We start from the raw sequence: 26,591 nt of genomic DNA, 5'->3' as shown, positions 1-26,591 counted from the left end.
GGCACGCATGACCCTGACCTTCGGCATCTACCCCGGCGGGCTCCTGGGCGACGACCGCGGCATCATCCACCCCGTCACCCCGGACTCCCCCGATCGCGTCCTCGCCGCCCTCACCGAACTCCAGGGCGACGCCCCCGCCTTCTCCGTCCGCGCCTACCGCTCCTTCGCCACCGTCCCGACCCCGGAGACACCGCCCACCCCGGCCGATCCGCACCACTACCTCGGCAACGGCCGCACCCTGGACCTCGTCCTCCAATTCCGCGAGCCCTCGGGCGAGTTGGACGGCTGGCCGGAGTTCGTCCGCGACGCCGTCCGCACCGGCGGCCCGCACCTGACGTCCGTCCAGATCTGCGAGGAGCCCAACCTCGACCTCCCCACCGTCGACGGCAGCCGGCCCAACGTCCTGAACGCCCTCGTCCAGGGCGTCCTCGCCGCCCGCCAGGAGGCCGACGCACTCGACCACCCCGTCGCCGTCGGCTTCAACGCCGTCCCGAGCTTCGACCCGGCCGACACCTTCTGGTCCGACCTCGGCGCCCTCGCCGACGCCGAGCCCCGCTTCCGACCGAGCCTCGACTACGTGGGCCTGGACTTCTTCCCCGACGTCTTCCGCCCCGTCCCCGACGACCACCTGGCCGACGCCGTCACCGCCGTCCTCACCGGCTTCCGCCGCACCAGCCTCCCGCGGGCCGGCATCCCCGACACCGTCCCGATCCGCGTCTGCGAGAACGGCTGGCCCACCGGCCCCGGCCGCAGCGAGGACCGCCAGGCCGCCACCCTCGAAACCGTCATCCGCACCGTCGCCGCCTCCAGCACCACCCTCAACCTCGACGGCTACTCCCTCTTCGCCCTGCGCGACGCCGACAGCAACGCCGAGGGCCTTTTCCACCACTTCGGCCTGCTCCGCGACGACTACACCCCCAAGCCCGCCTTCACCACCTACCACCGTCTCGTCCGAGAGCTCGGCACCGTGACGCCCTGTCAGCCCTCTGCGCGCGGACCACGGGACAGCGCAGGGTGATGACCACGGGAGCGGACATCCGTGGTTTCGCGGAGCACCGTACCCGGGGCCCGGGCCTCGCCGTCGACCGGAACGAACCGGCCGTCTCCCGCTCCACCCACCTCACCCGCCACCGCCGGACCCCGACCGGGCGGACCACGCCGCCGCGCCCCGCGAGCCCCCACGCTCCCGGGTCAGGCCAGGAACGCACCCGGACTTCCCGAAGAACGAGGCCCGGCCCGTCAGCCACGGCCCGCCGTCACGCCCCCTCGGGCCTCGCCGCCAGGATCCGCCCCAACAGCCGTGTCAGCACGGCCCGTTCCTCCGCATCCAGCCCCGCGAACCACGCCTGCTCCCGCCGCGTCTGCTCGCCGAAGGCCTCCCGCACGGCCGCCTCCCCCGCCCCCGTCAACGCCACGGTGACCGCCCGCTTGTCCTCCGGCAGCGGCCGCCGCTCCACCAGCCCGTCCCGCTCCAGCGTGTTGACGGCGTTGGTGACCGCCGACCGCGACATCGCCGACAACTCCGCCAGCCGGGCCGGCTGCGTGGGCCCGAGCAGCCACAGCTTGAACATCAGCCGGAACCCCGGCAGCGTCCACCCGCGCGGTCGGTGGATCCGGCTCTCCAGGTCGGCCACCACCAGGTACGACAGGTGCAGCAGGTGGTGCGCCAGCGCGAACGCCTCCGGATCCGCCGGCGGCGGCATCCCCGCCAACCGCTCCCGCGCGAACTCGGCATACCTGAGGTCCGGACGATCAGTACTCTCCACGCCCCGAGTCTCGCGCATCCCCCGCCCTCCGCCCCACAGCAGGGGAGGGACCGGCCGAAGGGCTCATCCACCCGCCGCCCGTGGCGGCCACGACCACACCACGTCGGCGGCGTCCCGCTCCCTGACGGCCCGTCGGTAGCGCGAGGCCTCGCGCTTCGTCCCCGGGCCGAACGGGCGGTAATGGACCCAGTCCTTCGGGACGATGTGCAGGGCCAGGGTCTCCTGCGCCTGCCGCCGGTCGACCGAGTGCGCGAGCACCACGCCGAAGCGCTCGATGCACCACAGGCACTCCCAGGGCGTCCCGTCGACGACGGCCCCGGCCTCGACGAGCTTCCGGCCGTACCCGTCCTCCACGGCGAGCTCCAGCTCCCGGTGGAAGAAGTCACCGCCGAAGAGGTGGACGCAGTCGCGCCGCAGCCTGTCCGCCATCTCCACCAAAAGCCCGGCCCCGACCCCGTCGCCGACCGCCGCCACCTGCGCGGGAGCCACCGCCAGCGGGAAGATCGCGTACTTCCCCCGGTCGATCACGGGGAAGCCGAACTCCGCCCACGCCGGGGTCCGGTCCGAGTGCCTCCCGCCGAGCGCGCGCTGGAGCGCGAACAGGACCGAGAGACCGTCCGAGATCCGGTACCGCTCCGAGTCCGCACCACCCCCGGCCTCAGTCAACGCCCCCACCCCCCTCCTCGCCCCGACGGCGTTCCCGCGCAGCCTAGCCCCCGCCCCGGACAGCCCCACCGCTCCCCGCTCCCCGCTCCCACCCTCCAGGGTCTTGCGCAGGCGACCCCGACAGGAGATTGTTACGGCCATAACATTCTCCGAAGGAGCGAAGCACGTGCGCATCACCATCGCCGGCGCCGGCATCGGCGGCCTCGCCACCGCCCTGAGCCTGCACGCCGCCGGCCTCACCGACCTCACCGTCCACGAGGCCGCCCCCGAGATCCGCCCGCTCGGCGTCGGCATCAACCTCCTGCCGCACGCCGTCCGCGAGTTGACCGAACTCGGCCTCGCCGACCGCCTCGCCGCGATGGCCGTCCCCACCGCCGAGCTCGCCTACTTCAACCGCTTCGGACAACCCATCTGGTCCGAACCCCGGGGCCTCGCCGCCGGCTACCGCTGGCCGCAGTACTCCGTCCACCGCGGCGAACTCCAACTCCTCCTCCTCGACGCCGTCCGGGAACGCCTCGGCGCCGACGCCGTCCGCACGGACAGCCGCATCACCACCCTCACCCACGACACCGACCTCCTCGTCGGCGCCGACGGCATCCACTCCACCGTCCGGGCCGCCCTCAACCCCACCGAGGGCGCACCCCCGTGGAACGGCCTGGTCCTCTGGCGCGGCACCACCGTCGCCCCGCCCTTCCTGACGGGCCGTTCGATGATCATGGCGGGCGACGGCACCCAGAAGTTCGTCGCCTACCCGATCGGTGACGGCACCCGCATCAACTGGATCGCCGAACAGCCCCTCCCCGGCGACGCCCCCGACCGCGGCAACTGGAACCGCCCGGCCGAACCGGCCGCCGTCGCCGCCCACTTCGCCGACTGGCGCTTCGACTGGCTGGACGTCCCGGGTCTCATCACCGCCGCCGAGGCGGTCTACGAGTACCCGATGGTCGACCGCGAACCGCTCGCCTCCTGGAGCGGCGAAGGCGTCGTCCTGCTCGGCGACGCCGCCCACGCGATGTACCCGGTCGGCTCCAACGGCGCCTCCCAGGCGATCCTGGACGCCCGCGCCCTCGCCCACTCCCTCGCCACCACCGGCTCCACCGCCGCCTACGAGGAGAACCGCCGCCCCGCCACCACCGCCCTCCAGCTCGCCAACCGGCAGCAGGGCCCCGAGGTGGTCATGCGGCTGGCCCACGAACGCGCCCCGCTCGGCTTCGACGACATCGAGACCGTCGTCCCGCTCGCCGAACGCACCGCCATCGCCGAGGCCTACAAGCGCACCGCCGGCTTCGACCCGGCCGTCCTCAACTCCCGCCCCTCCTGGTCCGTCACCCGCTGACGCCCAACTCCCGCCCCGGCCTGTCCCCCACCGACCCTCGACTCCCGCCCCACCCGGAGCACTTCACCGTGAACCTCGAACCCCTCGCCGACTTCACCGTCCAGGTCGCCACCCCGCTCGACCTCGGCCCCTCCCCCCAGGGCCACCGCCGCATCGTCCCCGTCACCGGCGGCCACTTCACCGGCCCCGACCTGCGCGGCGAGATCCTCCCCGGCGGCGCGGACTGGCAACTCCTCCACCCGGACGGCACCATCGCCATCGACACCCGCTACACCCTGCGCACCGACGACGGCGCTCACCTCCACCTGACCACCACCGGCCTGCGCCACGGCCCGCCCGAAGTCCTCCGCGACCTCGCCGCCGGCCGCGAAGTCCCTTCCAGCGCCTACTACTTCCGCCTCTTCTGCCGCTTCGAATCCGGCGACCACCGCTACCAGTGGCTCACCCACACCCTCGCCGTCGCCACCGCCACCCGCACCCCGGACGCCGTCCGCTACGCGGCCTACGCCCTCACCTGACCACCCCACCCCTCGCGCACCGCCCGGCAGACCACCGCCCGGCGGTGCGCGCGCGTTCCGCCGCAGCAGGACCCGACCGAGTGCGAGCGATCTTGCCGAAAGCTCTACTGAACACGTTCAGATCTGTGCCATGATTCCACCGCGCCCCAGCTGACGGTGCGCCAGTTCCACTCCACCGCACCCGCATCAGGAGCACAGCCATGTCCACCGCCCATGTCGTCCTCACCGTCTTCAGCGCCCTCTGGGTCGGCTTCTCCGGCGTCTCCCTCGCCCGCCGCGCGGACTTCGTCACCCAGCCGCTCGTCGACTACGGCGTCCCCCGCGCCTGGTGGCCCTGGCTCGCCCTGGCCAAACTGGCCGGCGCCGCCGGCCTCCTCCTCGGCCTCGCCGTCCCGGCCCTCGGCGTGGCCGCCGCCATCGGCCTGATCCTCTACTTCCTCGGCGCGGTCGTCGCCAACCTCCGCGCCCGCTCCTACAAGACCGTGCCCTTCCCCCTCCTCTACCTCACCCCGGTGGCCGTCACCCTCGGCCTCGGCCTCGCCGCCTGAGACCACCACCTGCAACACGGCCCCACACAGGGGGTACGGGTACGCATCCGTACCCACTAGAATGCCCTCAGGTACGGGTCCGCACCGCTGTCCACTCCGAGGAGCCACCGTGGCCGACGCCAACGTCAGAATTCCCGCAGAGGCGCGCGACCGGCTCGCCGAGGTCGCCGCCGCCGAACACCTCTCCCTGCGCGCCTACCTCGCCCGCCTCGCCGAGACCGTCCTGACCCCCGCCGAACGTGCCGAACGCGCCGAGCAGGCCAGACAACAGCTCCAGGCCTGGAACGGCTACGACCCCGACGCGGCCGCCACCACGCTCTTGGACGCCGAGCTCGACCGTCGCCTGGCACAGGCCGAGATCCGGTGACCGGCCTGCACGTGGTCCTCGACGACACCGCCATGGTCGCGGCCGGGCGCGGCAACCTCCTGGTGTCCCGCCTCATCCACCGCGCACACACGGAGCCGGGCTGGTACCTCTACGCCCCCACCTGCGCGCTGGTCCAGGCCGACCGCGAACGCCCCGGCACCGCCGAGCACCTCGCCGCCCTTCCGGCGGTCACCGTCCTCGAACTCGACCTCCCCGCCGCCCTGGCCATCGCCACCGACACCACCTGGGCCCAGGCCCACACCCGCTACGCCGCAGCCCCCACACCGGACCGTCCCGACGGCGCGGTCGTCGCCACCGTCGACCCGTCCCGCTGGAAGGGCGAACCCGTCCGGGTCATCGACCTGACCCCCTGAGCGAATCGCCCCAGGCCCCGACGGCCGAACCGACGAGCCGTCGCAGGTCCGCGGCCGACCGGTACAGCACCCCCGTCATCCCGGCCCGCCGTGCCGCCTCCACGTTCGTCCGGCTGTCGTCCACGAACGCGCAGCGGTGCGCCGGAACGCCCGCCCGCTCCGCCGCGATCCGGTAGATCTCCGGATCGGGCTTGGCGATGCCCACCCGCGCGCTGCTCACCACGTGGTCGGCCAGGTCGTCGATCCCCAGCCGTTCCAGGTCCTCCTCCAACCAGAGCGTCGCGTTGGTCACCAGGACGACCGGCATCACCCGCCGCACCCGCCGGACGACCTCCGCCACCTCCCCGTCCACCCGGGACGGCGCGTGCGCGAACGCCGCCGCCAGCTCACCCGCAAGCCCCTCCGGCGCCAGCCCGGCCAACCCGTCCGCGATCGACGCGGCCCACTCCGCCCGCCCGATCCGCCCCAGCAGCAACGGCAGGTCCCGCTCCGGCGCGAAGCCGATCCCGGCCGTGGTCCCGGGGGCCAGCCCGGCGAGCCGCTCCAGGCGTTCCACTTCCTCGTACCCGTAGAACCGGATCACGTTGTCGAGGTCGCACAGCAGTGCCTCGAACCCGGCCCCGCTCACTGGATCCGGCCCGTGTGCGGGTGCCCGGCGTCCGCCGGGCAGACGTAGAGCTGGAGGTGGTCGGTGCTGCCGACCTCGATCGCGGTGGGCTGCACGGGGCTGTCCCCCGGCACGTACGCGGCGTCCTGGTCCTCGAACGGCATCCAGCCGTCGTCCTCGCCGTCCCGTTCGAAGGAGGCGATGGTCAGCAACGGGACCATCCGGGTCTCGCAGACGGAGCAGTGCCGGGCGTACGGATCGGTCCGCCCCCACGGCGTCCAACCGCCGACCTTCCACCCCGGCGCCTCGGCGAGCCGTTGGTTGTAGAACGCGTCCGGGTCGTCCTCGTACTCCTCGCCCAGCACGACGCCGGCCGCCCGCCACCTTCCCCCGTCCGCGACCAACGTCCTTCTCTCCTCGTCCAGTTCGAGGAAGTTCGGGTACTCGGTGATCAGTTCCGGCGCCAGCAGGCACGGCCTCGGCACGTAGCCCTCGGAGTCCGCACAGGCCGGTTCCGGCGGTGCCGCGAGCACGTCCACCACCTCGGCGGCGGACCGCCAGAACAGCGCGGTCGACGGCGCCCACAACGGCTCGTGCTCCATCGGGCACCAGAGCAGTTGGAGCAGGTCCGCCCCACCGGGCGGCCGCAGCAGCGGAACGTCCCGCAGGTACAGCTGCGCCACCGGCAGCATCGGCACCGGCGGCTCCTCGTACGACGGGTCGAGGTCGGCCTCCTCCAGCGCCGCCACCACGGCCGCGTTCCGCTCCTCGGCCGCCCGCTCCTCCGGCGTGCACTCCGGCCCGCCGGGATCGGCCTCCAGCCGGGCCCGCCTGCTCCGCCGCAGCTTCAGGTCCCCGACCCAGGTGAACGCACTCCCGCCCGGGTGCTCCGCCTCGCAGTGCGGCCACGGCTCACCGGCCGGCCACAGCAGCGGCCCGCCCACCGAACTGTCGGCCACCGACGGCGACCCGGGACGCGGATGCAGCCGGACCGCCGCCCGCGCCAACGGCGCCAACTCGGGGAAGACGGAAGCGACATCGACCGGCCGCGGCGGAGTGGTGCGTACGAAACCCATGCCGGCGATCATGCCACTGCCCACCGACGCCCCCGCCCTGGCCCGCCGCCCCGCCCATCCGCCCCGCCCATCCGCTCAGCAGACCCGCTCAGCAGACCCGTTCCACCCCGAGCGCACTCCCCACCGGAGCGGCCCGCCACAGTGCCGCGACCTCCGGGACCGTCCCGACGGACGCCGCGATCCCGTCCAGCGCCGCACCCCGCCCGTCCCCGACCGGGTCGAAGCGGAAGCCCGTCCCCCCGTCCCCGTTCCCCAGCCCCGCCCACGCCGGGTCCTCGTCGAAGAACAGCGTGAGTTCCACGCTCCAGAGCTCCACCTCCCCGTCCTCCCACAGCCCCAGCTGCCGCGAGAAGCCCAACGACGGCCGCCCGTCGTGCCAACTCCACCGCCCCCACTGCACGATGAACCCGTCCCCGTCGTCCTCGACCAGTCCGCCGAGCGGCACCTGCACGAACTCCCGGAACGCGTCCCACGCCCGCCCCACCTCCCCGACCCCCTCCGGATCGAGCCCGTGAGCACGGAGGATCCCCGCGAAGACCTTCCTGGCGTCACTCGGGTGCACGGTCACTCCCTGTCGTCGTCGTCCTCGTTGAAGTCGCCCAAGTGCAGCGGCAGTTCGGGCGGCCCGGTCCGCAGCAGGTCGCCGAGCAGGACGGCCAGCCGGACGGGCCGGACGGTCTCGGCAGTGGAGGCGAGTTCGTCCAGCGACCACCAGCGGTGGCCGTGGGTGGCCTCACCCTCGTCGACCCGGACCCGGGCGGCCTCGGCGGCGGTGACCCGCAGCAGCCGGTACTCCTCGTACTGGTCGTAGCCCTGGCCGTCGAGGCTGAACACCGCCTGCCGGGTCCAGACCACCGGCCCGAACCGCTCGGCGGGCAGGTCCAGCGCGGTCTCCTCCCGCAACTCCCGTACGGCGGCCCGGAGATGGTCCTCACCGGCCTCCACTCCGCCGCCCACGGTGAACCACCAGCCCGCACCCGGCCTGCGCGGATCACGCCCGCACAGCAGCAACAGCCGCTCCGCCTCGTCGACCAACAGCACCCGCGACGTCCTACGCCTGCGCAGCTCCATGGGCACCGACCCTACCCGCCGGCCGGCGGGGCCCACCCCGCCCCGTGCAGCCGCGCGAACCCGTCCAGCAGCAGGTCCAGGGCGAACTCGAACTCGAACCGGTCGTCACACCCGCCCCCGACCACTGACGCCTCGTCATGACCACCACTTGCCAGCTCCGCCAGCCTCGGGAACGCCGCCGCGAACTCCGGCGCAGGTGCCCCGGCACCCGACGCCTCGAAGAGCTCCTGGCTGAACCCCAGCAGCCGACTCCCCATCGCGTGCATCACGTGGTGCGTCAGCTGCACCGACAGCCCTCCGCTCCGGAAGGCTCCCGCCATCGAGTCCAGGTACGCCAGCACGGCCGCGGTCGGCACCGGCCGGGTCTCGATCACCCGCGCCGCCCACCGGTGCCGCAGCAGGGCGGCCCGCGCCGAGAGCACCCGCGCCCGCACCACCTCCCGCCAGGGCCCGTCCCCCACCGGGTCGATCTCGGCGAGCACCGCGTCGACCATGCCGTCGAGCAGCTGGTCTTTGTTGGCGACGTGCTTGTAGAGCGCCATCGGCACCACGCCCAGCTCCTGGGCCAGCCGCCGCATGCTCAGCGCCTCGATCCCGATCGCGTCCGCCAGCTGCACCGCCGTCGCCAGCACCCGCCCCCGGTTCAACGGCTCCCGCCGCACCGCACCAGCCATCCCGCGCACAGCCCCTCTCGTCACCACAGCTTGACCGAGTGTACGGCGTACGCCTACCGTGACGGACCATCAGCAGGTGTACGCCGTACACCAGCACCCGAGGGGGTCCTCATGCACCGAGACCGGAGAACCGCCGTCATCACCGGCGCACTGTTCCTGCTCACCGAAGTCGCCGCCGTCGCGGGCCTGTTGCTCTACCGCCCGCTCCTCGACGGACACCCCGGCGCCGACACCCGCGCCCTGTTCGGCGTCCTCGCCGAGATCGTCCTGGTCACCGCCGTGGTCGGCACCGCCACCACGCTCCACCCCGTCCTCAGCCGCCACAGCCCACCGGCCGCCCACGCCTACCTGGCCGGCCGCCTCCTCGAAGCCGCGGTGATCGCCGTCGGCGTCCTGGCCGCCCTCACCCTGGTGACGCTCCCTCAGGAAGCACCCACCAGGGGGCTCCTCACCGCCCTCCACGCGCAGACCTTCCTGCTCGGCCCGAACGTCGCCCTCGGCCTCAACACCACCGTCCTGGCGTACGCGCTCCACCGGGCCCGCCTGCTCCCCCGCCCGATCACCGTCCTCGGGCTGGTCGGCGGCCCGCTGATCCTCGCCTTCGCCGTCGCCGTCCTGTTCGGCGCGTACCAGCAGGTCTCGACCGCCGGCTCGCTCGCCGCCCTCCCGGTCCTCGGTTGGGAGCTCGCCCTCGCCGTCCGCCTGCTGACCAGGGGCTTCGCGCCCCCTCAGCCGATGTCGAGCGGATCCACCCGGATCTTCACCGAGTCCGGCGGCCGCAGCGCCACCCGCGCGATCTGAGCCGCCTTCAGCGCGGCCGCCAGCGCGGCCCCCTGACCGGGCGCCACCCGCAGCAGCGCCCGCTCCAGCTCGACACCCCGTCCGCCCGAAGCGGGCACCGGCCCCAGCACGTCCGCCCCCTCCGGCAGCCGGATCAGCCCGAGCAGGTCCTCGACCGCCTGCGCGGAGCCGGTCACCGAGGCCATCCGGGAGACCGGCGGGAAGTGCAGCTGGGCCCGCTCCGCCAGCTCCAGCCCCGCGTGCCCGGCCGGGTCCCAGCGCACCAGCGCCTGCACCGGCCGGGCGGTCGGCTCGGCGACCACCACCACCGCACCGCCCTCCTCCGCCGGCCGCACCAGCCCGGCCGCCGCCATCCACAGCCGCAGCGCCTCCTCGCCCGCCCGCAGGTCGGGGCGGCCGAGCAGCGCCCAGCCGTCCAGCAGCAGCGCCGCCGCGTAGCCGCCCTCGGCCACCGGCTCGGCGCCCGGCGTGGAGATCACCAGGGCCGGCTCCCCGGACACCACCGACAGCACCGAGTCCCGCCCGGACGTCCGCACCGGCACCCGGGGAAAGGCCTTGCCCAGCTCCTCCGCCGTCCGCCCGGCCCCCACCACCTGCGCCCGCAGCCGGAACGAGCCGCACTCCACGCAGTGCCAGTCCCGCTCCTCCCGCCCGCACCAGGCGCAGCTCAGCACCGCCCCGGCCGCGCCCGCCGCCAACGGTCCCTCACACGTCCGGCAGCGCGCGGGAGTCCGGCACCGCCCGCAGGCCAGCCGGGGCACGTAGCCGCGCCGGGGCACCTGGATCAGCACCGGCCCGTGCGCCAGCGCGTCCCGGGCCGCCTCCCAGGCCGGCCTCGGCAGCCGGGCGTACTGCGCGGCCTCGTCCCGGCCCTGGTCCTGGTCGGTCACGGTCCGCACCCTCGGGGCGGTCGAGCGCACCACCGCGCGCGGGGCGGCCAGCGGCCGGGCCCACCCGGTGGAGAGCAGCTGGGCCGCCTCCACCGTCATCGAGAGCCCGCCGAGCAGCACCCCGGCCTTCTCCTCGGCCGCCCGCAGCAGGGCCACCTCGCGCACGTGCGGGTGCGGGGAGCGCGGGTCGCTGTGGCTGCCGTCGCCGTCGTTCCAGACCACCACCAGCCCGAGCTCGCGCACCGGGGCGAACATCGCGGCCCGCGTCCCGATCACGGCCCGCACCGAGCCCCGGCTGACGGAGAGCCAGCGCCGGTACCGCTCGCGCGGCCCGAGGTCGGCGGCCAGCGCGACATGGTGCCCCTCGCCCAGCAGCGCGCCCAGCGCCTCGTCCACCCGGGCCACCGAACGCCCCTCCGGCAGCACCACCAGCGCACCCCGGCCCCCGGCCAGGGTGGCGGCCACCGCGCGGGCGATCTCCGACGGCCAGTCGGGCCCGGGCAGCGCCGTCCAGACCGCGCGCGGGGCCACCCCGTCCCGGAGGGCCGTCAGGTACTCGGGGCCCTCCTCGTACCGCGACCAGCTCCCGGCCTCGGGGAACGCCGGGAGCGGCAGCGGCTCCGGCGAGGCCTCCGCCTCGGCCCCCGCGTGCCTCGGCGGCACGGCGAGCTGGAGCACGTCGGCCAGCGAGCCCGCGTACCGGTCGGCGACGGTGCGGCACAGCCGCAGCAGAGGGGGCGTCAGCACCCGCTCCGGGGAGAGCACCTGGGCCAGCGGGGCCAGTACGCCGGGGAAGTCGGAGTGCTCCAGCCGGGCCACCACGAAGCCGTCGTGCAGCTCGCCGCCCTCGCGCCGCCCGTTGGTCCCGACCCGGGCGCCGAACCGGACCCGGACCCGGACGCCGGGCTGGGCCTCCTCCGCCAGGTTGGCGGGCACCGCGTAGTCGAAGAACTTGTCCAGGCTGAGCAGCCCCTTGTCCACCACCACCCGGGCCACCGGCAGGTGCTCGGCCAGCTGCGCGCCGCGCCACGTCCGGGGCTTGGCCCGGCGGACCGTCTCCCGGATGAAGGACAGCTGTTCCCCGGTGCCGGCCGTACCGCCGTCGTCTGTGCTGCTCATCGCTCCCAACATCTATCAGACCGCACCGACGACATGACGAAGCGGCGGCCACCCCGTGAGGGGTGACCGCCGCTCCGGCTACGAACCTCAGGCCTCGACGGCCTTCTTCAGCTGCTCGACCCGGTCGGTCCGCTCCCAGGTGAAGTCCGCGTCGTCACGGCCGAAGTGGCCGTACGCGGCGGTCTTCGCGTAGATCGGGCGGAGCAGGTCGAGGTCGCGGATGATCGCGGCCGGGCGGAGGTCGAAGACCTCGGAGACCGCGGCCTGGATCTTCAGCACCGGGACGGTCTCGGTGCCGAAGGTCTCCACGAACAGGCCGACCGGCTCGGCCTTGCCGATCGCGTACGCGACCTGCACCTCGGCGCGCGAGGCCAGGCCCGCGGCGACGATGTTCTTGGCGACCCAGCGCATGGCGTAGGCGGCCGAACGGTCCACCTTGGACGGGTCCTTGCCGGAGAAGGCGCCGCCACCGTGGCGGGCCATGCCGCCGTAGGTGTCGATGATGATCTTGCGACCGGTGAGGCCGGCGTCGCCCATCGGGCCGCCGATCTCGAAGCGGCCGGTCGGGTTCACCAGCAGGCGGTAGCCCTCGGTCACCAGCTTGATGCCGTCGTCGGCCAGGCGCTTGAGCTCCGGCTCCACGACGAACTCGCGGATGTCCGGGGTCAGCAGCGAGTCCAGGTCGATGTCGCTGGCGTGCTGCGAGGAGACCACGACCGTGTCGAGGCGGACGGCCTTGTCACCGTCGTACTCGATGGTGACCTGGGTCTTGCCGTCGGGGCGCAGGTACGGGATCTGGCCGTTCTTGCGCACCTCGGAGAGGCGCTTGGAGAGGCGGTGCGCCAGGGTGATCGGCAGCGGCATGAGCTCGGGGGTCTCGTCGCTCGCGTAGCCGAACATCAGACCCTGGTCGCCGGCGCCCTGCTTGTCGAGGTCGTCCTCGTCACCCTCGACGCGGGCCTCGTACGCGGTGTCGACGCCCTGCGCGATGTCGGGCGACTGCGCGCCGATCGAGACCGAGACGCCGCAGGACGCGCCGTCGAAGCCCTTCTTCGAGGAGTCGTAGCCGATCTCCAGGATCTTCTCCCGGACCAGCTGCGCGATCGGCGCGTAGGCCTTGGTGGTGACCTCACCGGCGATGTGCACGAGGCCGGTGGTGATCAGCGTCTCGACGGCGACCCGCGAGGTGGGGTCGGCCGCGAGGAGCGCGTCCAGGATGGTGTCGCTGATCTGGTCAGCGATCTTGTCGGGGTGCCCCTCGGTGACGGACTCCGAGGTGAACAGGCGGCGAGACACAGCGCTCCCTGGGGTTGCAGCGGCTGCTGACTGAATGCCCGGTGGCCCGGGCATCCGGAAAGACTTTGATTCCGCGAGTGTAACGGTCCGCTACCAGGTGGCGGCACTCCCCCCTCAAAGATTGAGACGTATTCGACCACGCCTCGACCTCACCCCAAGCGGGCCCCGACCGCGTCCCAGACCGCGTCTGCCAGCGATTCCTTGGGGCCGTCGGCGATCTCGGTCTCGGTTCCGTCCGCGCTCAGCAGAACCGCCGCATTGGTGTCCTGACCGAAAGCCTTACCGCCGCCCACCTCGTTGACGACCAGCAGGTCGCACCCCTTGCGCGCCAGCTTCGCCCGCCCGTTGGCCAGCACGTCGTCGGTCTCGGCGGCGAAGCCGACCACCACCTGGCCCGGGCGGGCCCGGTGGGCGGAGAGCTCGGCCAGGATGTCGGGGTTGCGCACCAGGGCGACCGGCGCGGGCTCCCGGCCCTCCACCTTCTTGATCTTCCCGGTGGCGTACTCGGCCGGGCGGAAGTCGGCGACCGCGGCCGCCATCACCACCGCGTCCGCGTCGGCCACCGCCTTCAGCGCGGCCTCCCGCAGCTCCAGCGCGGTGGAGACGTGCACCACGTCCACCCCGGCCGGGTCCGGCAGGGTCGCGTTGGCGGAGAGCAGGGTGACCCGGGCCCCGCGGGCGGCGGCCGTGGTGGCCAGGGCGTAGCCCTGCTTGCCGGAGGAGAGGTTGCCCAGGTAGCGGACCGGGTCCAGCGGCTCGCGGGTGCCGCCCGCCGAGACCACCACGTGACGGCCGGTCAGGTCGGCCTCCAGGCCGCCGCGTTCCAGCACCCGGCGGCAGGCCTCGAAGATCGCGGCCGGCTCGGGCAGCCGCCCCTTGCCGGTGTCCTTGCCGGTGAGCCGGCCGACGGCGGGCTCCAGCACGATCACGCCGCGGCGGCGCAGGGTGGCGACGTTCTCCTGGGTGGCCGGGTGCTCCCACATCTCGGTGTGCATGGCGGGGGCCAGCACCACCGGACAGCGGGCGGTGAGCAGGGTGTTGGTGAGCAGGTCGTCGGCCAGGCCGTGGGCGGCTTTGGCCATCAGGTCGGCGGTGGCCGGGGCCACCACCACCAGGTCGGCCTGCTGTCCGATCCGCACGTGCGGGACCTCGTGCACCCGCTCCCAGGTCTCGGTGGCGGCCGGCCGGCCGGAGAGCGCGGCCCAGGTGGCCTCGCCGACGAAGTGCAGCGCGGCGGCGGTCGGCACCACGGTCACGGCGTGGCCGGACTCGGTGAACCGGCGCAGCAGCTCGCACGCCTTGTACGCGGCGATGCCGCCGCTCACGCCGAGGACGACATTGGGCGGGCTGGCGTTCATCGCAGTGGCTCTCTCTGCCGGGCGGTCGGGACGAGCCCCACCCTACGACCCATCAGAAGCCCGTCGCACCATGGCCCGCGACACACCGGGAAACGCCGGAGGGCCCGCCGGAGCGTGTGCTCCGGCGGGCCCTCCGGGAGAGCCGAACGACTCAGGCGGCCTCGACGGCCTCGGCCGTCAGCATGCCCGCGTTGATCTCGCGCAGCGCGATCGACAGCGGCTTCTCGTGCACGTGGGTGTCGACCAGCGGGCCGACGTACTCCAGCAGACCCTCACCGAGCTGCGAGTAGTACGCGTTGATCTGACGCGCGCGCTTGGCGGCGTAGATGACCAGGCTGTACTTCGAGTCGGTCGCCTCGAGCAGCTCGTCGATCGGCGGGTTGATGATGCCCTCGGGCGCGGTCATGGAAGAGGACACGCGAAAACCTTCCGAAAGAAGAAACAAATCCTGAGCAGAATGATCTGCTCAGGCTACACCGAGCAACCTTAGCAGTTCGGCCGACACCTGCTCGACGGAGTGGTTGACCAGCGTGGTGTCGAACTCCGGCTCGGCCGCGAGCTCGACCTTGGCGGCCTCCAGCCGGCGGTCGATCACGTCCTGCGGCTCGGTGCCCCGGCCGGTGAGCCGGCGGACCAGCTCCTCCCAGCTCGGCGGGCCGAGGAAGACCAGCTGGGCCTCGGGCATCGACTCCCGGACCTGCCGGGCGCCCTGGAGGTCGATCTCCAGCAGGACCGGCTTGCCGCTCTCCAGCTTCTCCAGCACGGCCGCGCGCGGGGTGCCGTAGCGGTTCCCGGCGAACACGGCCCACTCCAGCAGTTCGCCGTTGGCGACCAGCTTCTCGAACTCGTCGTTGTCGACGAAGTAGTAGTGGACCCCGTTCTTCTCGCCGGGCCTCGGGTGCCGGGTGGTGACCGACACCGAGAGCCAGAGCTCGGGGTGCTGCTTCCTCAGATGAGCGACGACCGTGCTCTTGCCGACCCCCGAAGGGCCGGAGAGCACGGTCAGCCGCGGACGTTCACTCATGCACCGATTATCCCGGATCGCGGACGATCCGGGGACCACCGGGTCGGCACTTGGCCGAGGTCAGGAGGCGGTGGAACCGAACTCCCGCTCCAGGGAGGCGATCTGGTTCGTCCCGAGCCCGCGCACGCGGCGGCTCTCGGAGATCCCCAGGCGCTCCATGATCTGCTTGGCGCGGACCTTGCCGACGCCGGGCATGGACTCCAGCAGGGCGGAGACCTTCATCTTGCCGATGACCTCGTCGTCGGCCTTGCCCGCCTTGATCACGTCGTGCAGCGAGGCACCGGAGTGCTTCAGCTTGTTCTTCACATCGGCGCGCTTCCGACGGGCTTCGGCAGCCTTCGCGAGCGCGGCGGTGCGCTGTTCAGGGGTAAGGGGCGGAAGAGCCACGCCGTTCACCTCAGGTGTAGATGGAAGGAAATGAGCTATGACTGGGTGGTGCCTTCGAAGTGCACCGAGCGCAGAACCTCACGGCTCTGACCTGCGAGAGCAACGGTTCCGCCGCCCCTCGGTGACCTCTCGCCGGACACTACCCAACTTGAGGCCGCACGTCAGGAAAAGAACACGAAAAGTCCTGGTCAGCCGAGGTCGACCAGGACTTTTCCGGGCAAATCAACCGCCTTGACGACCCATCCGACGGGCCGCTGTGACGCGCCTCACAGTGCGCCCGTCACGTCGTACGTCACTTCACCACCGCCGCGATCTCCTCGACGAAGCGCTCCGAGGCCGCCCGCAGGGCCGCCACCGAGGGCCCGTGCTTGAGCACGTCCCGGCTCACGCTCGGCAGCACGTTGCCGACCGAGTCGCCGAAGACCCGGGGCAGGTCGGCCGCCGTGGCCCCCTGGGCGCCGACCCCGGGGGCCAGCAGGGCGCCGTTGATCGCCAGGTCCGCCCCGGCCTCGGCCAGGGTGGCGCCGACGACCGCGCCGAAGGAGCCGAGCGGCTCGGCGCCCTCGTTCTCCGCCCTCAGCCGGTTCAGCACGCCCTGGGCCACCGTCAGCCCGTCCGCGCCGACCGCCCGCTGCACCTCGTGGCCCTCCGGGTTGGAGGTGAGCGCCAGCGCGAACAGGCCGCAGCCGTTCGCCCGGGCCAGGTCCACGGCCGGCTGCAGCGAGCCGAAGCCCAGGTACGGAGAGACGGTCAGCGCGTCCGAGAACAGCGCCCGGTCCGGCGAGAGGAAGGTCTCCGCGTAGGCGGCCATGGTGGAGCCGATGTCGCCGCGCTTGGCGTCCATCAGCACCAGCGCGCCGGCCTCGCGGGCCTCGGTGACGGTCCGCTCCAGCACCGCGACGCCCCGGGAGCCGAACCGCTCGAAGAACGCGGCCTGCGGCTTGAGCACCGCCACCTCACCGGCCAGCGCCTCGACCACGGTGCGGCTGAAGGTCTCCAGACCGGCGATGTCGTCGTTCAGGCCCCAGGCGGTGAGCAGCGAGGCGTGCGGGTCGATGCCCACGCAGAGGCGGCCGCGGGTCTCCAGGGCGGCGGCGAGGCGGGTACCGAAGGGAGCGAGCGTCATGACGGCCTTTCAGGTGGAATCCGCGCGGTGGGCGTACCCCACCGCGTCCGTGTACGTGGTGAAACCCCGGGCCGCCAGTTCGGTGCGCAGCTCGTCGAGGATACGCAGCGGGGCGGTCGGGTCGTGGAACAGCGTGGTGCCGACGGCGACCCCGGCGGCACCGGCCAGGGTGAACTCCAGGGCGTCCAGCCCGGTCCGGAGCCCGCCCATGGCGAGGATCGGCACCCGCGGGATGCGGCCGGCCAGCATCTCCGCGTGCACCTGGTGCACGCAGCGCACGGCCAGCGGCCGGATCGCCGGGCCGGACAGCCCGGCCGCCCCGCCCGGCGCCGGGCGCATGGTGACGGGGTCGATGGCCATCCCGAGGGGGGTGTTGATCAGTGACAGTCCGTCGGCCCCGGCCTGCACGCAGGCGGCGGCGATCTCGGTGACCGAGGTGACGTCCGGGGAGAGCTTGGCGTAGACCGGCAGTTCCGCGTCGGCCTCCCGGCGCACCGCCCGGACCACGTCGTAGGAGGTGGCGGGGTTGCAGGCGAAGACCTGGCCGCGGTCGGCGGCGTTCGGGCAGGACAGGTTGACCTCGACGCCGACCACCCCCGGCTGCCCGTGCAGCTCGGCGGTGACCTCGGCGAACTCCTCCAGCCGCTCCCCCGCCACCGAGACCACCACCCGGGCGCCGCGCTCGGCCAGCCAGGGCAGCTCGTCGCGGACGAACCGCGCGACCCCGGCGCCCTGCAGCCCGACGGCGTTCAGCATCCCGGACGGGGTCTCCGCCGTCCGCGGCGCCGCCCCGCCGGGGCGCGGCGCCCGCATGACCGTCTTGGTGGTGACGGAGCCCAGCGCGTCCAGCGGCACGAACTTGGCCAGCTCCCGTCCGTACCCCGCGCAGCCGGCCGCGGTGGTCAGCGGGTTCGGCACCGTACGGGTCCCCAACGGGGCGGTGAGGTCGACCTCCTGAGGCTCCATCAGGCCGCCGCCCCCACCCCGGCCCAGCGCACCCGCGCCCCGTCGAACACCGGCCCGTCCGTGCAGGAGCGCACCGAACGGCTCACCCCGTCGGCCCCGACCACCGGCAGGACGCAGGTCGCGCAGAGCCCCGTCCCGCACGCCATCGCCTCCTCCACCGCCGTCCAGCACCTCGCGCCCAGCTCCGCGGCCGTCCCGGAGACCTCCGCCAGCATCGGCGTCGGCCCGGCGGCGTACACCACCGTCGCGTCGATCGCCTTCATCGCCTGGGCCACCACCTCGGTCACCACCCCGGCCAGCCCCGCCGAACCGTCCTCCGTCACCACCAGCACGTCCTGCGTCAGCTCCCGGGCCGCCTCCACCCCGAACAGCCGCGCCTCGGTCGCCGCCCCGAGGATGAACCCGACCTGCCCGCCGCGCCGCCGGATCTCCTCCGCCAGCCCGAACAGCGCCGCGCTCCCGTACCCGCCGGCCACCAGCAGCGCACTCACCGGCCCCTCCGGCACCGGGAACGGCGTCCCCAGCGGAGCGATCAGACTCAGCCGGTCCCCCACCCGGCTGCGCACCAACTCCCGTGTCCCGGCGCCCCGTTCGGCCACCACCAGCTCGACCGTCCCGGCCCCGACATCCGCCCGGTGGATCCAGAACGCCCGCCGCAGCAGCATCGCCCCACCCACCCCGAGCGTCGCGAAGTGCCCCGGCCCCACCCGCCGCGCCACCTCCGGCGCCCGCAACACCAACCGCCGGTACGCCCCGGCCTGGACCGACTCCACCAACTCGGCTCCGGCCACCACTGGATGGGCCATCGGATCTCACCTTCGTCAGGACATCGTCACTACCGAACCAAGAACGAGCACGGACCCGTTCGGCAACCAGGGTCAGCGGCACCAGGAGCGCGCGGCTCCGCCCCGCAGGGTGCGCCCCGTCAGGGGCGCGGGGAACTGCGCGCAGGGGAACGGCACTTGCCGCACTCCGCACCGCGCAGTCACCCCCGCCCCCGAACCCGGTCAGGCCTTCGCCGTCCCCACCGCCTCGGCAATGCTCTTGTACCCGCTCGCCTTCAACCGGGCCGCCAGCCCCCGGTGCATCCGCCGCATCCAGAACGGCCCCTCGTAGATGAACGCGCTGTACCCCTGCACCAGGTCGGCCCCGTGCGTGATCCGCTCCCACGCGTCGTCCGCCGTCTCGATGCCGCCCACGGCGACCAGCACCAGCCGCCCCTCGGTCCGCGCCCGCAGCCGCTGCAGCACCTCCAGCGACCGCGCCTTGAGCGGGGCCCCGGACAGCCCGCCCATCCCGATCTCCTCCACCCGGGCGGCCGACTCCTTCAGCCCCTCCCGCCCGATGGTGGTGTTGGTCGCGATGATCCCGTCCAGCCCGATCTCCATCGCCATGTCGGCGATCGCGTCGATGTCCTCGTCCGCCAGGTCCGGGGCGATCTTCACCAGCAGCGGCACGTGGTGCGGCACCGACCGGTCCGCCGCCCGCCGCACGTCCACCAGCAGAGGCGCCAGCGTCGACACCGTCTGCAGGTTCCGCAGCCCCGGCGTGTTCGGCGAACTCACGTTCACCACCAGGTAGTCGGCGTGCTCCGCCAGCCGCTCCGTGCTCTTCACGTAGTCGGCGGTGGCGTCGACCTCCTCCACCACCTTGGTCTTGCCGATGTTCACGCCCACCACCGGCGTGAGCCCCGTCCGGGCCCGGCCCGCCAGCCGGGCGGCGACCCGCGCCGAGCCCTGGTTGTTGAAGCCCATCCGGTTGATCAGCGCCCGGTCCTCGACCAGGCGGAACAGCCGCGGCGCCGGGTTCCCGGGCTGCGGCTCACCGGTGACCGTGCCGATCTCGACGTAGTCGAAGCCGAGCATCGACAGCCCGTCGATCCCGACCCCGTTCTTGTCGAAGCCGGCCCCCAGCCCGAACGGGCCCGGCAGGTCCAGCCCCAGCGCCGTGGTGCGCAGCGAGGCGTGACGCGGCGCCAGCACCAGCTTCACCAGCTGCCGCAGCCCCGGCACCGAAGCGGCCAGCCGGATCCAGAAGAACGCCAGGTGGTGCGCCTTCTCCGGGTCCATCTTCTTGAAGACCAGATCGAACAGCAGCTTGTACACGACGGGGTCGCACCCTTCCTCGGAGCAGAATCGGAGCAGAAGCGGACATGGGTGTGGGGGGCACCCCAACCTGCGGTGTGCCCCCCACGGGGATGAGCTACTTACGGCCGGCGTTGATCAGGGCCGCGTGCTCCTGGAGCGACATCACGCCGACGTCGCCGCGCAGCAGTGCGTCGGAGCCCTGCACCGCCGCGCCCATCGCCTGAACGGTCGTCAGGCAGGGGACGCCGCGCGCCACCGCCGCCGTACGGATCTCGTAGCCGTCCAGGCGGCCGCTGTTGCCGTACGGGGTGTTGATGATGAGGTCGACCTCACCGTCGTGGATCAGCTGGACGATGGTCTTCTCGCCGTTCGGGCCCTCGCCCTCGCTGTGCTTGCGCACCACGGTGGACGGGATGCCGCCGCGCTGCAGCACCTCGGCGGTGCCGGAGGTGGCGAGCACCTCGAAGCCGAGGTCGACCAGCGCGCGGGCCGGGAAGACCAGGTTGCGCTTGTCGCGGTTGGCGACCGAGACGAAGACCTTGCCCTTGGTGGGCAGCGCGCCGTAAGCGCCGGCCTGGGCCTTGGCGTAGGCGGTGCCGAACACCTTGTCGATGCCCATGACCTCACCGGTCGAGCGCATCTCCGGGCCGAGCACGGTGTCCACGCCGCGGCCGTGGATGTCGCGGAAGCGGCTCCACGGCATCACGGCCTCCTTGACCGAGATCGGGCAGTCGGCCGGCAGGGTGCCGCCGTCGCCCTCGGCCGGGAGCAGGCCCTCGGCGCGCAGCTCGGCGATGGTGGCGCCGAGCGAGACGCGGGCCGCCGCCTTGGCCAGCGGGACCGCGGTGGCCTTGGAGGTGAACGGCACGGTGCGCGAGGCGCGCGGGTTGGCCTCCAGGACGTAGAGGATGTCCCCGGCCAGCGCGAACTGGATGTTGATCAGACCGCGCACGCCGACGCCCTTGGCGATGGCCTCGGTGGAGACCCGCAGGCGCTTGACGTCGTAGCCGCCCAGGGTGATCGGGGGCAGGGCACAGGCCGAGTCGCCGGAGTGGATGCCGGCCTCCTCGATGTGCTCCATCACGCCGCCGAGGTAGAGCTCGTGGCCGTCGTAGAGGGCGTCCACGTCGATCTCGACCGCGTCGTCCAGGAAGCGGTCGATCAGCACCGGGTGCTCGGAGATCAGGCCGGCGTGCCGCTCCAGGTACGAGGCGAGCGAGGCCTCGTCGTAGACGATCTCCATGCCGCGGCCGCCGAGCACGTACGAGGGGCGGGCCAGCACCGGGTAGCCGATCTCGTCGGCGATGGCCTTGGCCTCGTCGAAGGAGAAGGCGGTGCCGTGCTTGGGGGCCGGCAGGCCGGCGTCGCGCAGCACGCGGCCGAAGGCGCCGCGCTCCTCGGCCAGGTCGATGGCCTCGGGCTGGGTGCCGACGATCGGCACGCCGTTGTCCTTGAGCGCCTGGGCCAGGCCGAGCGGGGTCTGCCCGCCGAGCTGGACCAGCACACCGGCCACCGGGCCGGCCTGCTGCTCGGCGTGGACGATCTCCAGCACGTCCTCCAGGGTGAGCGGCTCGAAGTAGAGCCGGTCGGAGGTGTCGTAGTCGGTGGAGACGGTCTCCGGGTTGCAGTTGACCATGACGGTCTCGTACCCGGCCTCGGCGAGCGCGAAGGAGGCGTGCACGCAGGAGTAGTCGAACTCGATGCCCTGGCCGATGCGGTTCGGGCCGGAGCCCAGGATGATCACGGCGGGCTTGGAGCGCGGGGCGACCTCGCTCTCCTCGTCGTACGAGGAGTAGAAGTACGGGGTCCTGGCGGCGAACTCGGCGGCGCAGGTGTCCACGGTCTTGAAGACCGGGCGGATGCCCAGCGCGTGCCGGACCTCGCGGACCACGTCGGCGCGCAGGCCGCGGATCTCGCCGATCTGCTGGTCGGAGAAGCCGTGCCGCTTGGCGTGGCGGAGCAGCTCGGGGTCGAGCTTCTCGGCCTCGGCGAGCTCCTCGGCGATCTCGTTGATCAGGAAGAGCTGGTCGACGAACCACGGGTCGATCTTCGTGTGCTCGAAGACCTCCTCCGGGGTGGCGCCGGCCCGGATCGAGTCCATGACGGTGTTGATCCGGCCGTCGGTCGGGATCCGGCTCTTCGTCAGCAGCTCGGCCTTGTCGGCGAGCTCGCCGGTCCAGTTGAACTGCGAGCCCTTCTTCTCCAGCGAGCGCAGCGCCTTGTTCAGCGCCTCGGGGAAGTTGCGGCCCATCGCCATCGCCTCGCCGACCGACTTCATGGTCGTGGTCAGCGTGGCGTCGGCGCTCGGGAACTTCTCGAACGCGAAGCGGGGCACCTTGACCACGACGTAGTCGAGCGAGGGCTCGAAGGACGCCGGGGTCTTCTCGGTGATGTCGTTGGGGATCTCGTCCAGGGTGTAGCCGACCGCCAGCTTGGCCGCGATCTTGGCGATCGGGAAGCCGGTGGCCTTGGAGGCCAGCGCCGAGGAGCGGGAGACCCGCGGGTTCATCTCGATCACGATGATCCGGCCGTCGACCGGGTTGATCGCGAACTGGATGTTGCAGCCGCCGGTGTCGACGCCGACCTCGCGGATGATCGCGATGCCGATGTCACGCAGCGTCTGGTACTCACGGTCCGTCAGGGTCATCGCCGGGGCGACGGTGATCGAGTCACCGGTGTGCACGCCCATCGGGTCGAAGTTCTCGATCGAGCAGACGACCACGACGTTGTCGTTCTTGTCGCGCATCAGCTCCAGCTCGTACTCCTTCCAGCCGAGGATGGACTCCTCCAGGAGCACCTCGGTGGTCGGCGAGAGGGTCAGACCCTGGCCGGCGATGCGGCGCAGGTCCTCCTCGTCGTGGGCGAAGCCGGAGCCGGCGCCGCCCATGGTGAAGGAGGGGCGGACGACGACGGGGTAGCCGCCGAGCGTCTCGACGCCCTTGAGGACGTCGTCCATCGAGTGGCAGATCACCGAGCGGGCCGACTCGCCGTGGCCGATCTTGGCGTTGACCGCCTCGACGACCTCCTTGAAGAGCTGGCGGTCCTCGCCCTTGTGGATCGCCTCGACGTTGGCGCCGATCAGCTCGACGCCGTACTTGGCGAGGGTGCCGTTCTCGTGCAGCGAGATCGCGGTGTTGAGCGCGGTCTGCCCGCCGAGGGTCGGCAGGAGCACGTCGGGGCGCTCCTTGGCGATGATCTTCTCGACGAACTCCGGGGTGATCGGCTCGACGTAGGTGGCGTCGGCGATCTCCGGGTCGGTCATGATCGTGGCCGGGTTGGAGTTCACCAGGACGACCCGCAGGCCCTCCGAGCGGAGCACCCGGCAGGCCTGGGTGCCGGAGTAGTCGAACTCGGCGGCCTGGCCGATGACGATCGGGCCGGAGCCGATCACCAGGACGGACTTGATGTCAGTGCGCTTCGGCACGGGTCAGCTCCCTGCGGTGGTGCGGGCCGGGGCGCCGGCCATCAGGTCAACGAAGCGGTCGAAGAGGTACGCGGCGTCGTGCGGGCCCGCGGCGGCCTCGGGGTGGTACTGGACCGAGAAGGCGGGGGTGTCCAGGCACTGGAGGCCCTCGACCACGTCGTCGTTCAGGCAGACGTGGGAGACCTCGGCGCGGCCGAACGGGGTGTCGCTCACCTTGTCCAGCGGGGCCTGCACGGCGAAGCCGTGGTTGTGCGCGGTGACCTCGACCTTGCCGGTGGTGCGGTCCTGCACCGGCTGGTTGATGCCGCGGTGACCGTACTTCAGCTTGTAGGTGCCGAAGCCGAGCGCGCGGCCCAGGATCTGGTTGCCGAAGCAGATGCCGAAGAACGGGGTCTTCTTCGCCAGCACCTCGCGGGCGACCGCGACCTGGTGGTCGGCGGTGGCCGGGTCACCGGGGCCGTTGGAGAAGAACACGCCGTCGGGCTCGACCGCGTACAGCTCCTCGGCGGTGGAGTTCGCCGGGAAGACGTGCACCTCGATGCCGCGCTCGGCCATCCGGTGCGGGGTCATGCCCTTGATGCCCAGGTCCAGCGCGGCGACGGTGTACTTCTTCTCGCCGATCGCCGGGACGACGTACTTCTCCTTGGTGGCGACCTCGGCGCAGAGGTCGGCGCCCTTCATCTCGGGCGCGCGGCCGACCCGGGCCAGCAGCTCGGCCTCGTCGGCCAGCGCCTCGCCGGAGAAGATGCCGACCCGCATCGCACCGCGCTCGCGCAGGTGGCGGGTGAGGGCGCGGGTGTCCACGCCGCTGATGCCGACGACGCCCTGGCGGACCAGCTCCTCGTCCAGCGAGCGCTCGGCCCGCCAGTTGGAGACGACCCGGGAGGGGTCGCGGACCACGTAGCCGGCCACCCAGATCTGCGAGGACTCGTCGTCCTCGTCGTTCCAGCCGGTGTTGCCGATCTGAGGGGCCGTCATGACGACCACCTGGCGGTGGTAGGACGGGTCGGTCAGGGTCTCCTGGTAGCCGGACATGCCGGTGTTGAAGACGGCCTCGCCGAAGGTCTCGCCGACCGCGCCGTAGGCCTGGCCGCGGAACACCCGGCCGTCCTCCAGGACGAGCACGGCGGGAACGCGCTCCCGCCTGTGGCGCGTGGTGGTGGGGGCAGGTGCGGTCATTTGGCGGCCTCTTCTTCCGTCTTCTTCGTCGTACGTCGTGTCACGAGAGCCTCGACCGCCTCGACCCAGGCGGTGTGCTCCTCAGGGTGGTCGGCCCGGAAGCCGGAATCCAGCGCGACACCCTGGTTCTCCCAGGTGATGACGAGGAGTCCGGCGGGCACGACCTTGCCCGCGATCCCGGAGTCCGTCCGGGCGGCCGTCAGGCTGCCCGCAGGGATCCAGAGGTCCACGTCACCGGGCCGGCGGACCAGCAGGCCCCGCTCGGTGAGCGTGAGTTCGGCCAGGCTGCGGGTGCCGAGGCCGTGCGCGACGACCCGGTCCAGCCAGTTCCCGGCGGTGGTCGAGCCGTGGTAGCGGCCCTTCGCCTCCAGCAGCGGGGCGCCCGGGTCGGCGGGCACCTCCGGCAGCGGGGGCAGGTCGGACTGGAGCGTGCGGCGCCAGTTCCAGCCCTGGCGCATCAGCCAGTAGACGAGGCCGACCAGGATGGCCAGGCCGGCCATCCACCCCAGGTACGGGGTCCAGTCGGTGATCTTCGCCTTCTCCTGGGCCAGCTGAAGGAGCGTCACGCGTCCTCACCCAGCTCGGTCAGGGCCCCGGCGAGCACCGTGGCGGTGCCGCGCAGGAAGGTGGCGTGCACCTTCCCGGGCAGGTCGAGGCCCTTGAAGGGGGTGTTCCGGCTGCGGGTGGCAAAGGCGTCGGGGGTCACGGTCCCACGGTACGCGGGATCGAACAGCACCAGGTTGGCGGGCTCACCGACCGAGATCGGGCGGCCCTGCCCGGTGAGACGGCCGATCCGGGCCGGACGGTGCGACATCCGGTCCGCGACGCCCTGCCAGTTCATCAGACCGGTGTCCACCATGGTCTGCTGGACCACCGAGAGCGCGGTCTCCAGGCCGACCATGCCCATCGCGGCCACCGCCCAGGCGCAGGTCTTGTCGGCCTCGGGGTGCGGCGCGTGGTCGGTGCCGACCGCGTCGATGGTGCCGTCGGCCAGCGCGGCGCGCAGCGCCAGCACGTCCTCCTCGGTGCGCAGCGGCGGGTTCACCTTGTAGACCGCGTCACCGGTGCGGACCAGCTCGTCGGTGAGCAGCAGGTGGTGCGGCGTCACCTCGGCGGTCACGTCCAGGCCGCGGGCCTTGGCCCAGCGGACGATCTCCACCGAGCCCTTGGTGGAGAGGTGGCAGACGTGCAGCCGGCCGCCGGTCGAGGCGGCCAGCGCCACGTCGCGGGCGATGACCGCCTCCTCCGCGACGGCGGGCCAGCCGGGCAGGCCCAGCTCGGCCGAGACGAGGCCCTCGTTCATCTGGGCGCCCTCGGTGAGGCGGGGCTCCTGGGCGTGCTGGGCGACCACGCCGTCGATGGACTTGGCGTACTCCAGCGCGGCGCGCATCATCACGGCGTCGTCCACGCACTTGCCGTCGTCGGAGAAGACCCGGACGGCGGCGGCGGAGCGGTGCATGCCGTCCCAGTCGGCCGCCTCCTTGCCCTCCAGGCCGACGGTGACGGCGCCGACGGGGTGCACGTCGCAGTAGCCGGCCTCCAGCGCGAGGCGGTGGACCTGCTCGACCACCTCTGCGGTGTCGGCGGTCGGGGTGGTGTTGGCCATCGCGTGCACGGCGGTGAAGCCGCCCATGGCGGCGGCCTGAGTGCCCGTCAGGACGGTCTCGGCCTCCTCCTTGCCGGGCTGGCGCAGGTGGGTGTGCAGGTCCACCAGGCCGGGCAGCACCAGCAGGCCGCGGGCGTCGATCTCGACGTCGGCCTCGACCGCGAGGTCGGTGCCGATCTGCTGGATGACGCCCTCGGCGAGGAAGAGGTCCTGCGGGGCGCCGCCCAGGATCTGGGCGTGGCGGATCAGGTACGTGGTCATGGCTGTGCTCCGGGGGGTCTTCGGTACGGGGGTACGAGGCAGCACGGCGGGGCGGGCACGGAGC

At 72.9% G+C, this 26,591-nt stretch carries 28 protein-coding genes; 7 read left to right on the top strand and 21 right to left on the bottom strand.

All coding sequences use genetic code 11. The annotated features are described in order from the left end of the window. Positions 1-7 precede the first annotated feature (7 nt). Positions 8-1,018, top strand: coding sequence for a hypothetical protein (locus ACIA8O_RS22210; protein WP_396295644.1), 1,011 nt, complete (start codon positions 8-10; stop codon positions 1,016-1,018). 238 nt (positions 1,019-1,256) lie between these two features. Here the strand turns inward: ACIA8O_RS22210 and ACIA8O_RS22205 are convergent, their stop codons facing one another. Both ACIA8O_RS22205 and ACIA8O_RS22200 read right to left on the bottom strand, forming a co-directional pair. Continuing rightward, complete coding sequence (locus ACIA8O_RS22205; RefSeq protein ID WP_396295643.1) at positions 1,257-1,766, bottom strand: MarR family winged helix-turn-helix transcriptional regulator; 510 nt, start codon at positions 1,764-1,766, stop codon at positions 1,257-1,259. Between the two features lie 63 nt (positions 1,767-1,829). Continuing rightward, positions 1,830-2,441 carry a hypothetical protein gene (locus tag ACIA8O_RS22200; RefSeq protein WP_396295642.1) on the bottom strand — a complete coding sequence of 204 codons (612 nt, stop codon included), beginning with the start codon at positions 2,439-2,441 and terminating at the stop codon, positions 1,830-1,832. Positions 2,442-2,598: 157 nt separating this feature from the next. Here ACIA8O_RS22200 and ACIA8O_RS22195 point away from each other — a divergent pair, with 157 nt between their 5' ends. The 5 genes from ACIA8O_RS22195 to ACIA8O_RS22175 all read left to right on the top strand — a co-directional run bounded on the left by ACIA8O_RS22195 (position 2,599) and on the right by ACIA8O_RS22175 (position 5,575). After that, positions 2,599-3,768, top strand: a complete 1,170-nt coding sequence (locus tag ACIA8O_RS22195; RefSeq protein ID WP_396295641.1) for a flavin-dependent oxidoreductase — start codon at positions 2,599-2,601, stop codon at positions 3,766-3,768. 68 nt (positions 3,769-3,836) lie between these two features. Then, on the top strand, positions 3,837-4,286 hold the full coding sequence (locus ACIA8O_RS22190; RefSeq protein WP_396295640.1) for a DUF3237 domain-containing protein: 450 nt from the start codon (positions 3,837-3,839) through the stop codon (positions 4,284-4,286). 200 nt (positions 4,287-4,486) lie between these two features. Beyond that, complete coding sequence (locus ACIA8O_RS22185) at positions 4,487-4,834, top strand: DoxX family protein (RefSeq protein WP_396295639.1); 348 nt, start codon at positions 4,487-4,489, stop codon at positions 4,832-4,834. 109 nt (positions 4,835-4,943) lie between these two features. Then, positions 4,944-5,201 carry a hypothetical protein gene (locus ACIA8O_RS22180; RefSeq protein ID WP_396295638.1) on the top strand — a complete coding sequence of 86 codons (258 nt, stop codon included), beginning with the start codon at positions 4,944-4,946 and terminating at the stop codon, positions 5,199-5,201. A 5-nt stretch (positions 5,202-5,206) separates the two neighbouring features. Next, positions 5,207-5,575 carry a hypothetical protein gene (locus ACIA8O_RS22175; protein WP_396295744.1) on the top strand — a complete coding sequence of 123 codons (369 nt, stop codon included), beginning with the start codon at positions 5,207-5,209 and terminating at the stop codon, positions 5,573-5,575. On the opposite strand, the gene ACIA8O_RS22170 is transcribed toward ACIA8O_RS22175, so the two are convergent. The 5 genes from ACIA8O_RS22170 to ACIA8O_RS22150 form a co-directional block, all read right to left on the bottom strand. After that, positions 5,556-6,203 carry an HAD family hydrolase gene (locus ACIA8O_RS22170; protein WP_396295637.1) on the bottom strand — a complete coding sequence of 216 codons (648 nt, stop codon included), beginning with the start codon at positions 6,201-6,203 and terminating at the stop codon, positions 5,556-5,558. The two genes, ACIA8O_RS22175 and ACIA8O_RS22170, sit on opposite strands and share 20 nt — an antisense overlap. After that, positions 6,200-7,258, bottom strand: coding sequence for a hypothetical protein (locus tag ACIA8O_RS22165; protein ID WP_396295636.1), 1,059 nt, complete (start codon positions 7,256-7,258; stop codon positions 6,200-6,202). Before ACIA8O_RS22165 ends, ACIA8O_RS22170 begins: the two co-directional genes overlap by 4 nt. A gap of 88 nt (positions 7,259-7,346) precedes the next feature. Further along, the gene (locus tag ACIA8O_RS22160) at positions 7,347-7,820 is read right to left on the bottom strand and encodes a hypothetical protein (protein WP_396295635.1); all 474 of its coding nucleotides are present in this window, start codon (positions 7,818-7,820) and stop codon (positions 7,347-7,349) included. Positions 7,821-7,822: 2 nt separating this feature from the next. Continuing rightward, entirely contained in the window at positions 7,823-8,329 is a 507-nt protein-coding gene (locus ACIA8O_RS22155) for an NUDIX hydrolase (protein ID WP_396295634.1), read from the bottom strand. Between the two features lie 11 nt (positions 8,330-8,340). Further along, on the bottom strand, positions 8,341-9,003 hold the full coding sequence (locus ACIA8O_RS22150) for a TetR/AcrR family transcriptional regulator C-terminal domain-containing protein (protein ID WP_396295633.1): 663 nt from the start codon (positions 9,001-9,003) through the stop codon (positions 8,341-8,343). 111 nt (positions 9,004-9,114) lie between these two features. Here ACIA8O_RS22150 and ACIA8O_RS22145 point away from each other — a divergent pair, with 111 nt between their 5' ends. Then, complete coding sequence (locus tag ACIA8O_RS22145; protein ID WP_396295632.1) at positions 9,115-9,804, top strand: DUF4386 domain-containing protein; 690 nt, start codon at positions 9,115-9,117, stop codon at positions 9,802-9,804. On the opposite strand, the gene ACIA8O_RS22140 is transcribed toward ACIA8O_RS22145, so the two are convergent. The 14 genes from ACIA8O_RS22140 to ACIA8O_RS22075 form a co-directional block, all read right to left on the bottom strand. After that, entirely contained in the window at positions 9,732-11,813 is a 2,082-nt protein-coding gene (locus ACIA8O_RS22140) for a primosomal protein N' (RefSeq protein WP_396295631.1), read from the bottom strand. The two genes, ACIA8O_RS22145 and ACIA8O_RS22140, sit on opposite strands and share 73 nt — an antisense overlap. A gap of 87 nt (positions 11,814-11,900) precedes the next feature. After that, a complete protein-coding gene (gene metK / locus ACIA8O_RS22135; RefSeq protein WP_396295630.1) occupies positions 11,901-13,109 on the bottom strand; it encodes a methionine adenosyltransferase in 1,209 nt (402 codons plus the stop codon). Positions 13,110-13,258: 149 nt separating this feature from the next. Then, entirely contained in the window at positions 13,259-14,467 is a 1,209-nt protein-coding gene (gene coaBC, locus ACIA8O_RS22130) for a bifunctional phosphopantothenoylcysteine decarboxylase/phosphopantothenate--cysteine ligase CoaBC (RefSeq protein WP_396295629.1), read from the bottom strand. Positions 14,468-14,618: 151 nt separating this feature from the next. Then, positions 14,619-14,885: a DNA-directed RNA polymerase subunit omega gene (gene rpoZ, locus ACIA8O_RS22125; protein WP_030056185.1), complete on the bottom strand. Its 267-nt coding sequence runs from the start codon at positions 14,883-14,885 to the stop codon at positions 14,619-14,621. Positions 14,886-14,933: 48 nt separating this feature from the next. Then, positions 14,934-15,491, bottom strand: a complete 558-nt coding sequence (gene gmk, locus ACIA8O_RS22120; protein ID WP_396295628.1) for a guanylate kinase — start codon at positions 15,489-15,491, stop codon at positions 14,934-14,936. A gap of 60 nt (positions 15,492-15,551) precedes the next feature. After that, the gene (mihF, locus tag ACIA8O_RS22115) at positions 15,552-15,878 is read right to left on the bottom strand and encodes an integration host factor, actinobacterial type (RefSeq protein WP_345283306.1); all 327 of its coding nucleotides are present in this window, start codon (positions 15,876-15,878) and stop codon (positions 15,552-15,554) included. Between the two features lie 292 nt (positions 15,879-16,170). Then, the gene (pyrF, locus tag ACIA8O_RS22110) at positions 16,171-17,004 is read right to left on the bottom strand and encodes an orotidine-5'-phosphate decarboxylase (protein WP_396295627.1); all 834 of its coding nucleotides are present in this window, start codon (positions 17,002-17,004) and stop codon (positions 16,171-16,173) included. A 9-nt stretch (positions 17,005-17,013) separates the two neighbouring features. Next, complete coding sequence (locus ACIA8O_RS22105) at positions 17,014-17,970, bottom strand: dihydroorotate dehydrogenase (protein ID WP_396295626.1); 957 nt, start codon at positions 17,968-17,970, stop codon at positions 17,014-17,016. Then, positions 17,970-18,776, bottom strand: a complete 807-nt coding sequence (locus ACIA8O_RS22100; protein WP_396295625.1) for a dihydroorotate dehydrogenase electron transfer subunit — start codon at positions 18,774-18,776, stop codon at positions 17,970-17,972. Before ACIA8O_RS22100 ends, ACIA8O_RS22105 begins: the two co-directional genes overlap by 1 nt. Before the next feature lie 201 nt (positions 18,777-18,977). Then, positions 18,978-20,075: a quinone-dependent dihydroorotate dehydrogenase gene (locus ACIA8O_RS22095; protein WP_396295624.1), complete on the bottom strand. Its 1,098-nt coding sequence runs from the start codon at positions 20,073-20,075 to the stop codon at positions 18,978-18,980. Positions 20,076-20,172: 97 nt separating this feature from the next. Continuing rightward, positions 20,173-23,481: a carbamoyl-phosphate synthase large subunit gene (gene carB / locus ACIA8O_RS22090; protein WP_396295623.1), complete on the bottom strand. Its 3,309-nt coding sequence runs from the start codon at positions 23,479-23,481 to the stop codon at positions 20,173-20,175. A gap of 3 nt (positions 23,482-23,484) precedes the next feature. Then, a complete protein-coding gene (carA, locus tag ACIA8O_RS22085) occupies positions 23,485-24,660 on the bottom strand; it encodes a glutamine-hydrolyzing carbamoyl-phosphate synthase small subunit (RefSeq protein WP_396295622.1) in 1,176 nt (391 codons plus the stop codon). After that, positions 24,657-25,160 (bottom strand): hypothetical protein, encoded by a 504-nt coding sequence (locus ACIA8O_RS22080; RefSeq protein WP_396295743.1) that lies wholly within the window; start codon positions 25,158-25,160, stop codon positions 24,657-24,659. Before ACIA8O_RS22080 ends, carA begins: the two co-directional genes overlap by 4 nt. Before the next feature lie 62 nt (positions 25,161-25,222). Then, the gene (locus ACIA8O_RS22075; RefSeq protein WP_396295621.1) at positions 25,223-26,527 is read right to left on the bottom strand and encodes a dihydroorotase; all 1,305 of its coding nucleotides are present in this window, start codon (positions 26,525-26,527) and stop codon (positions 25,223-25,225) included. Positions 26,528-26,591: the final 64 nt, after the last annotated feature.

It is taken from the genome of Kitasatospora sp. NPDC051853 (assembly GCF_044452665.1).
Classification (GTDB): domain Bacteria; phylum Actinomycetota; class Actinomycetes; order Streptomycetales; family Streptomycetaceae; genus Kitasatospora.
This window is presented reverse-complemented; position numbering and strand designations above follow the sequence as displayed.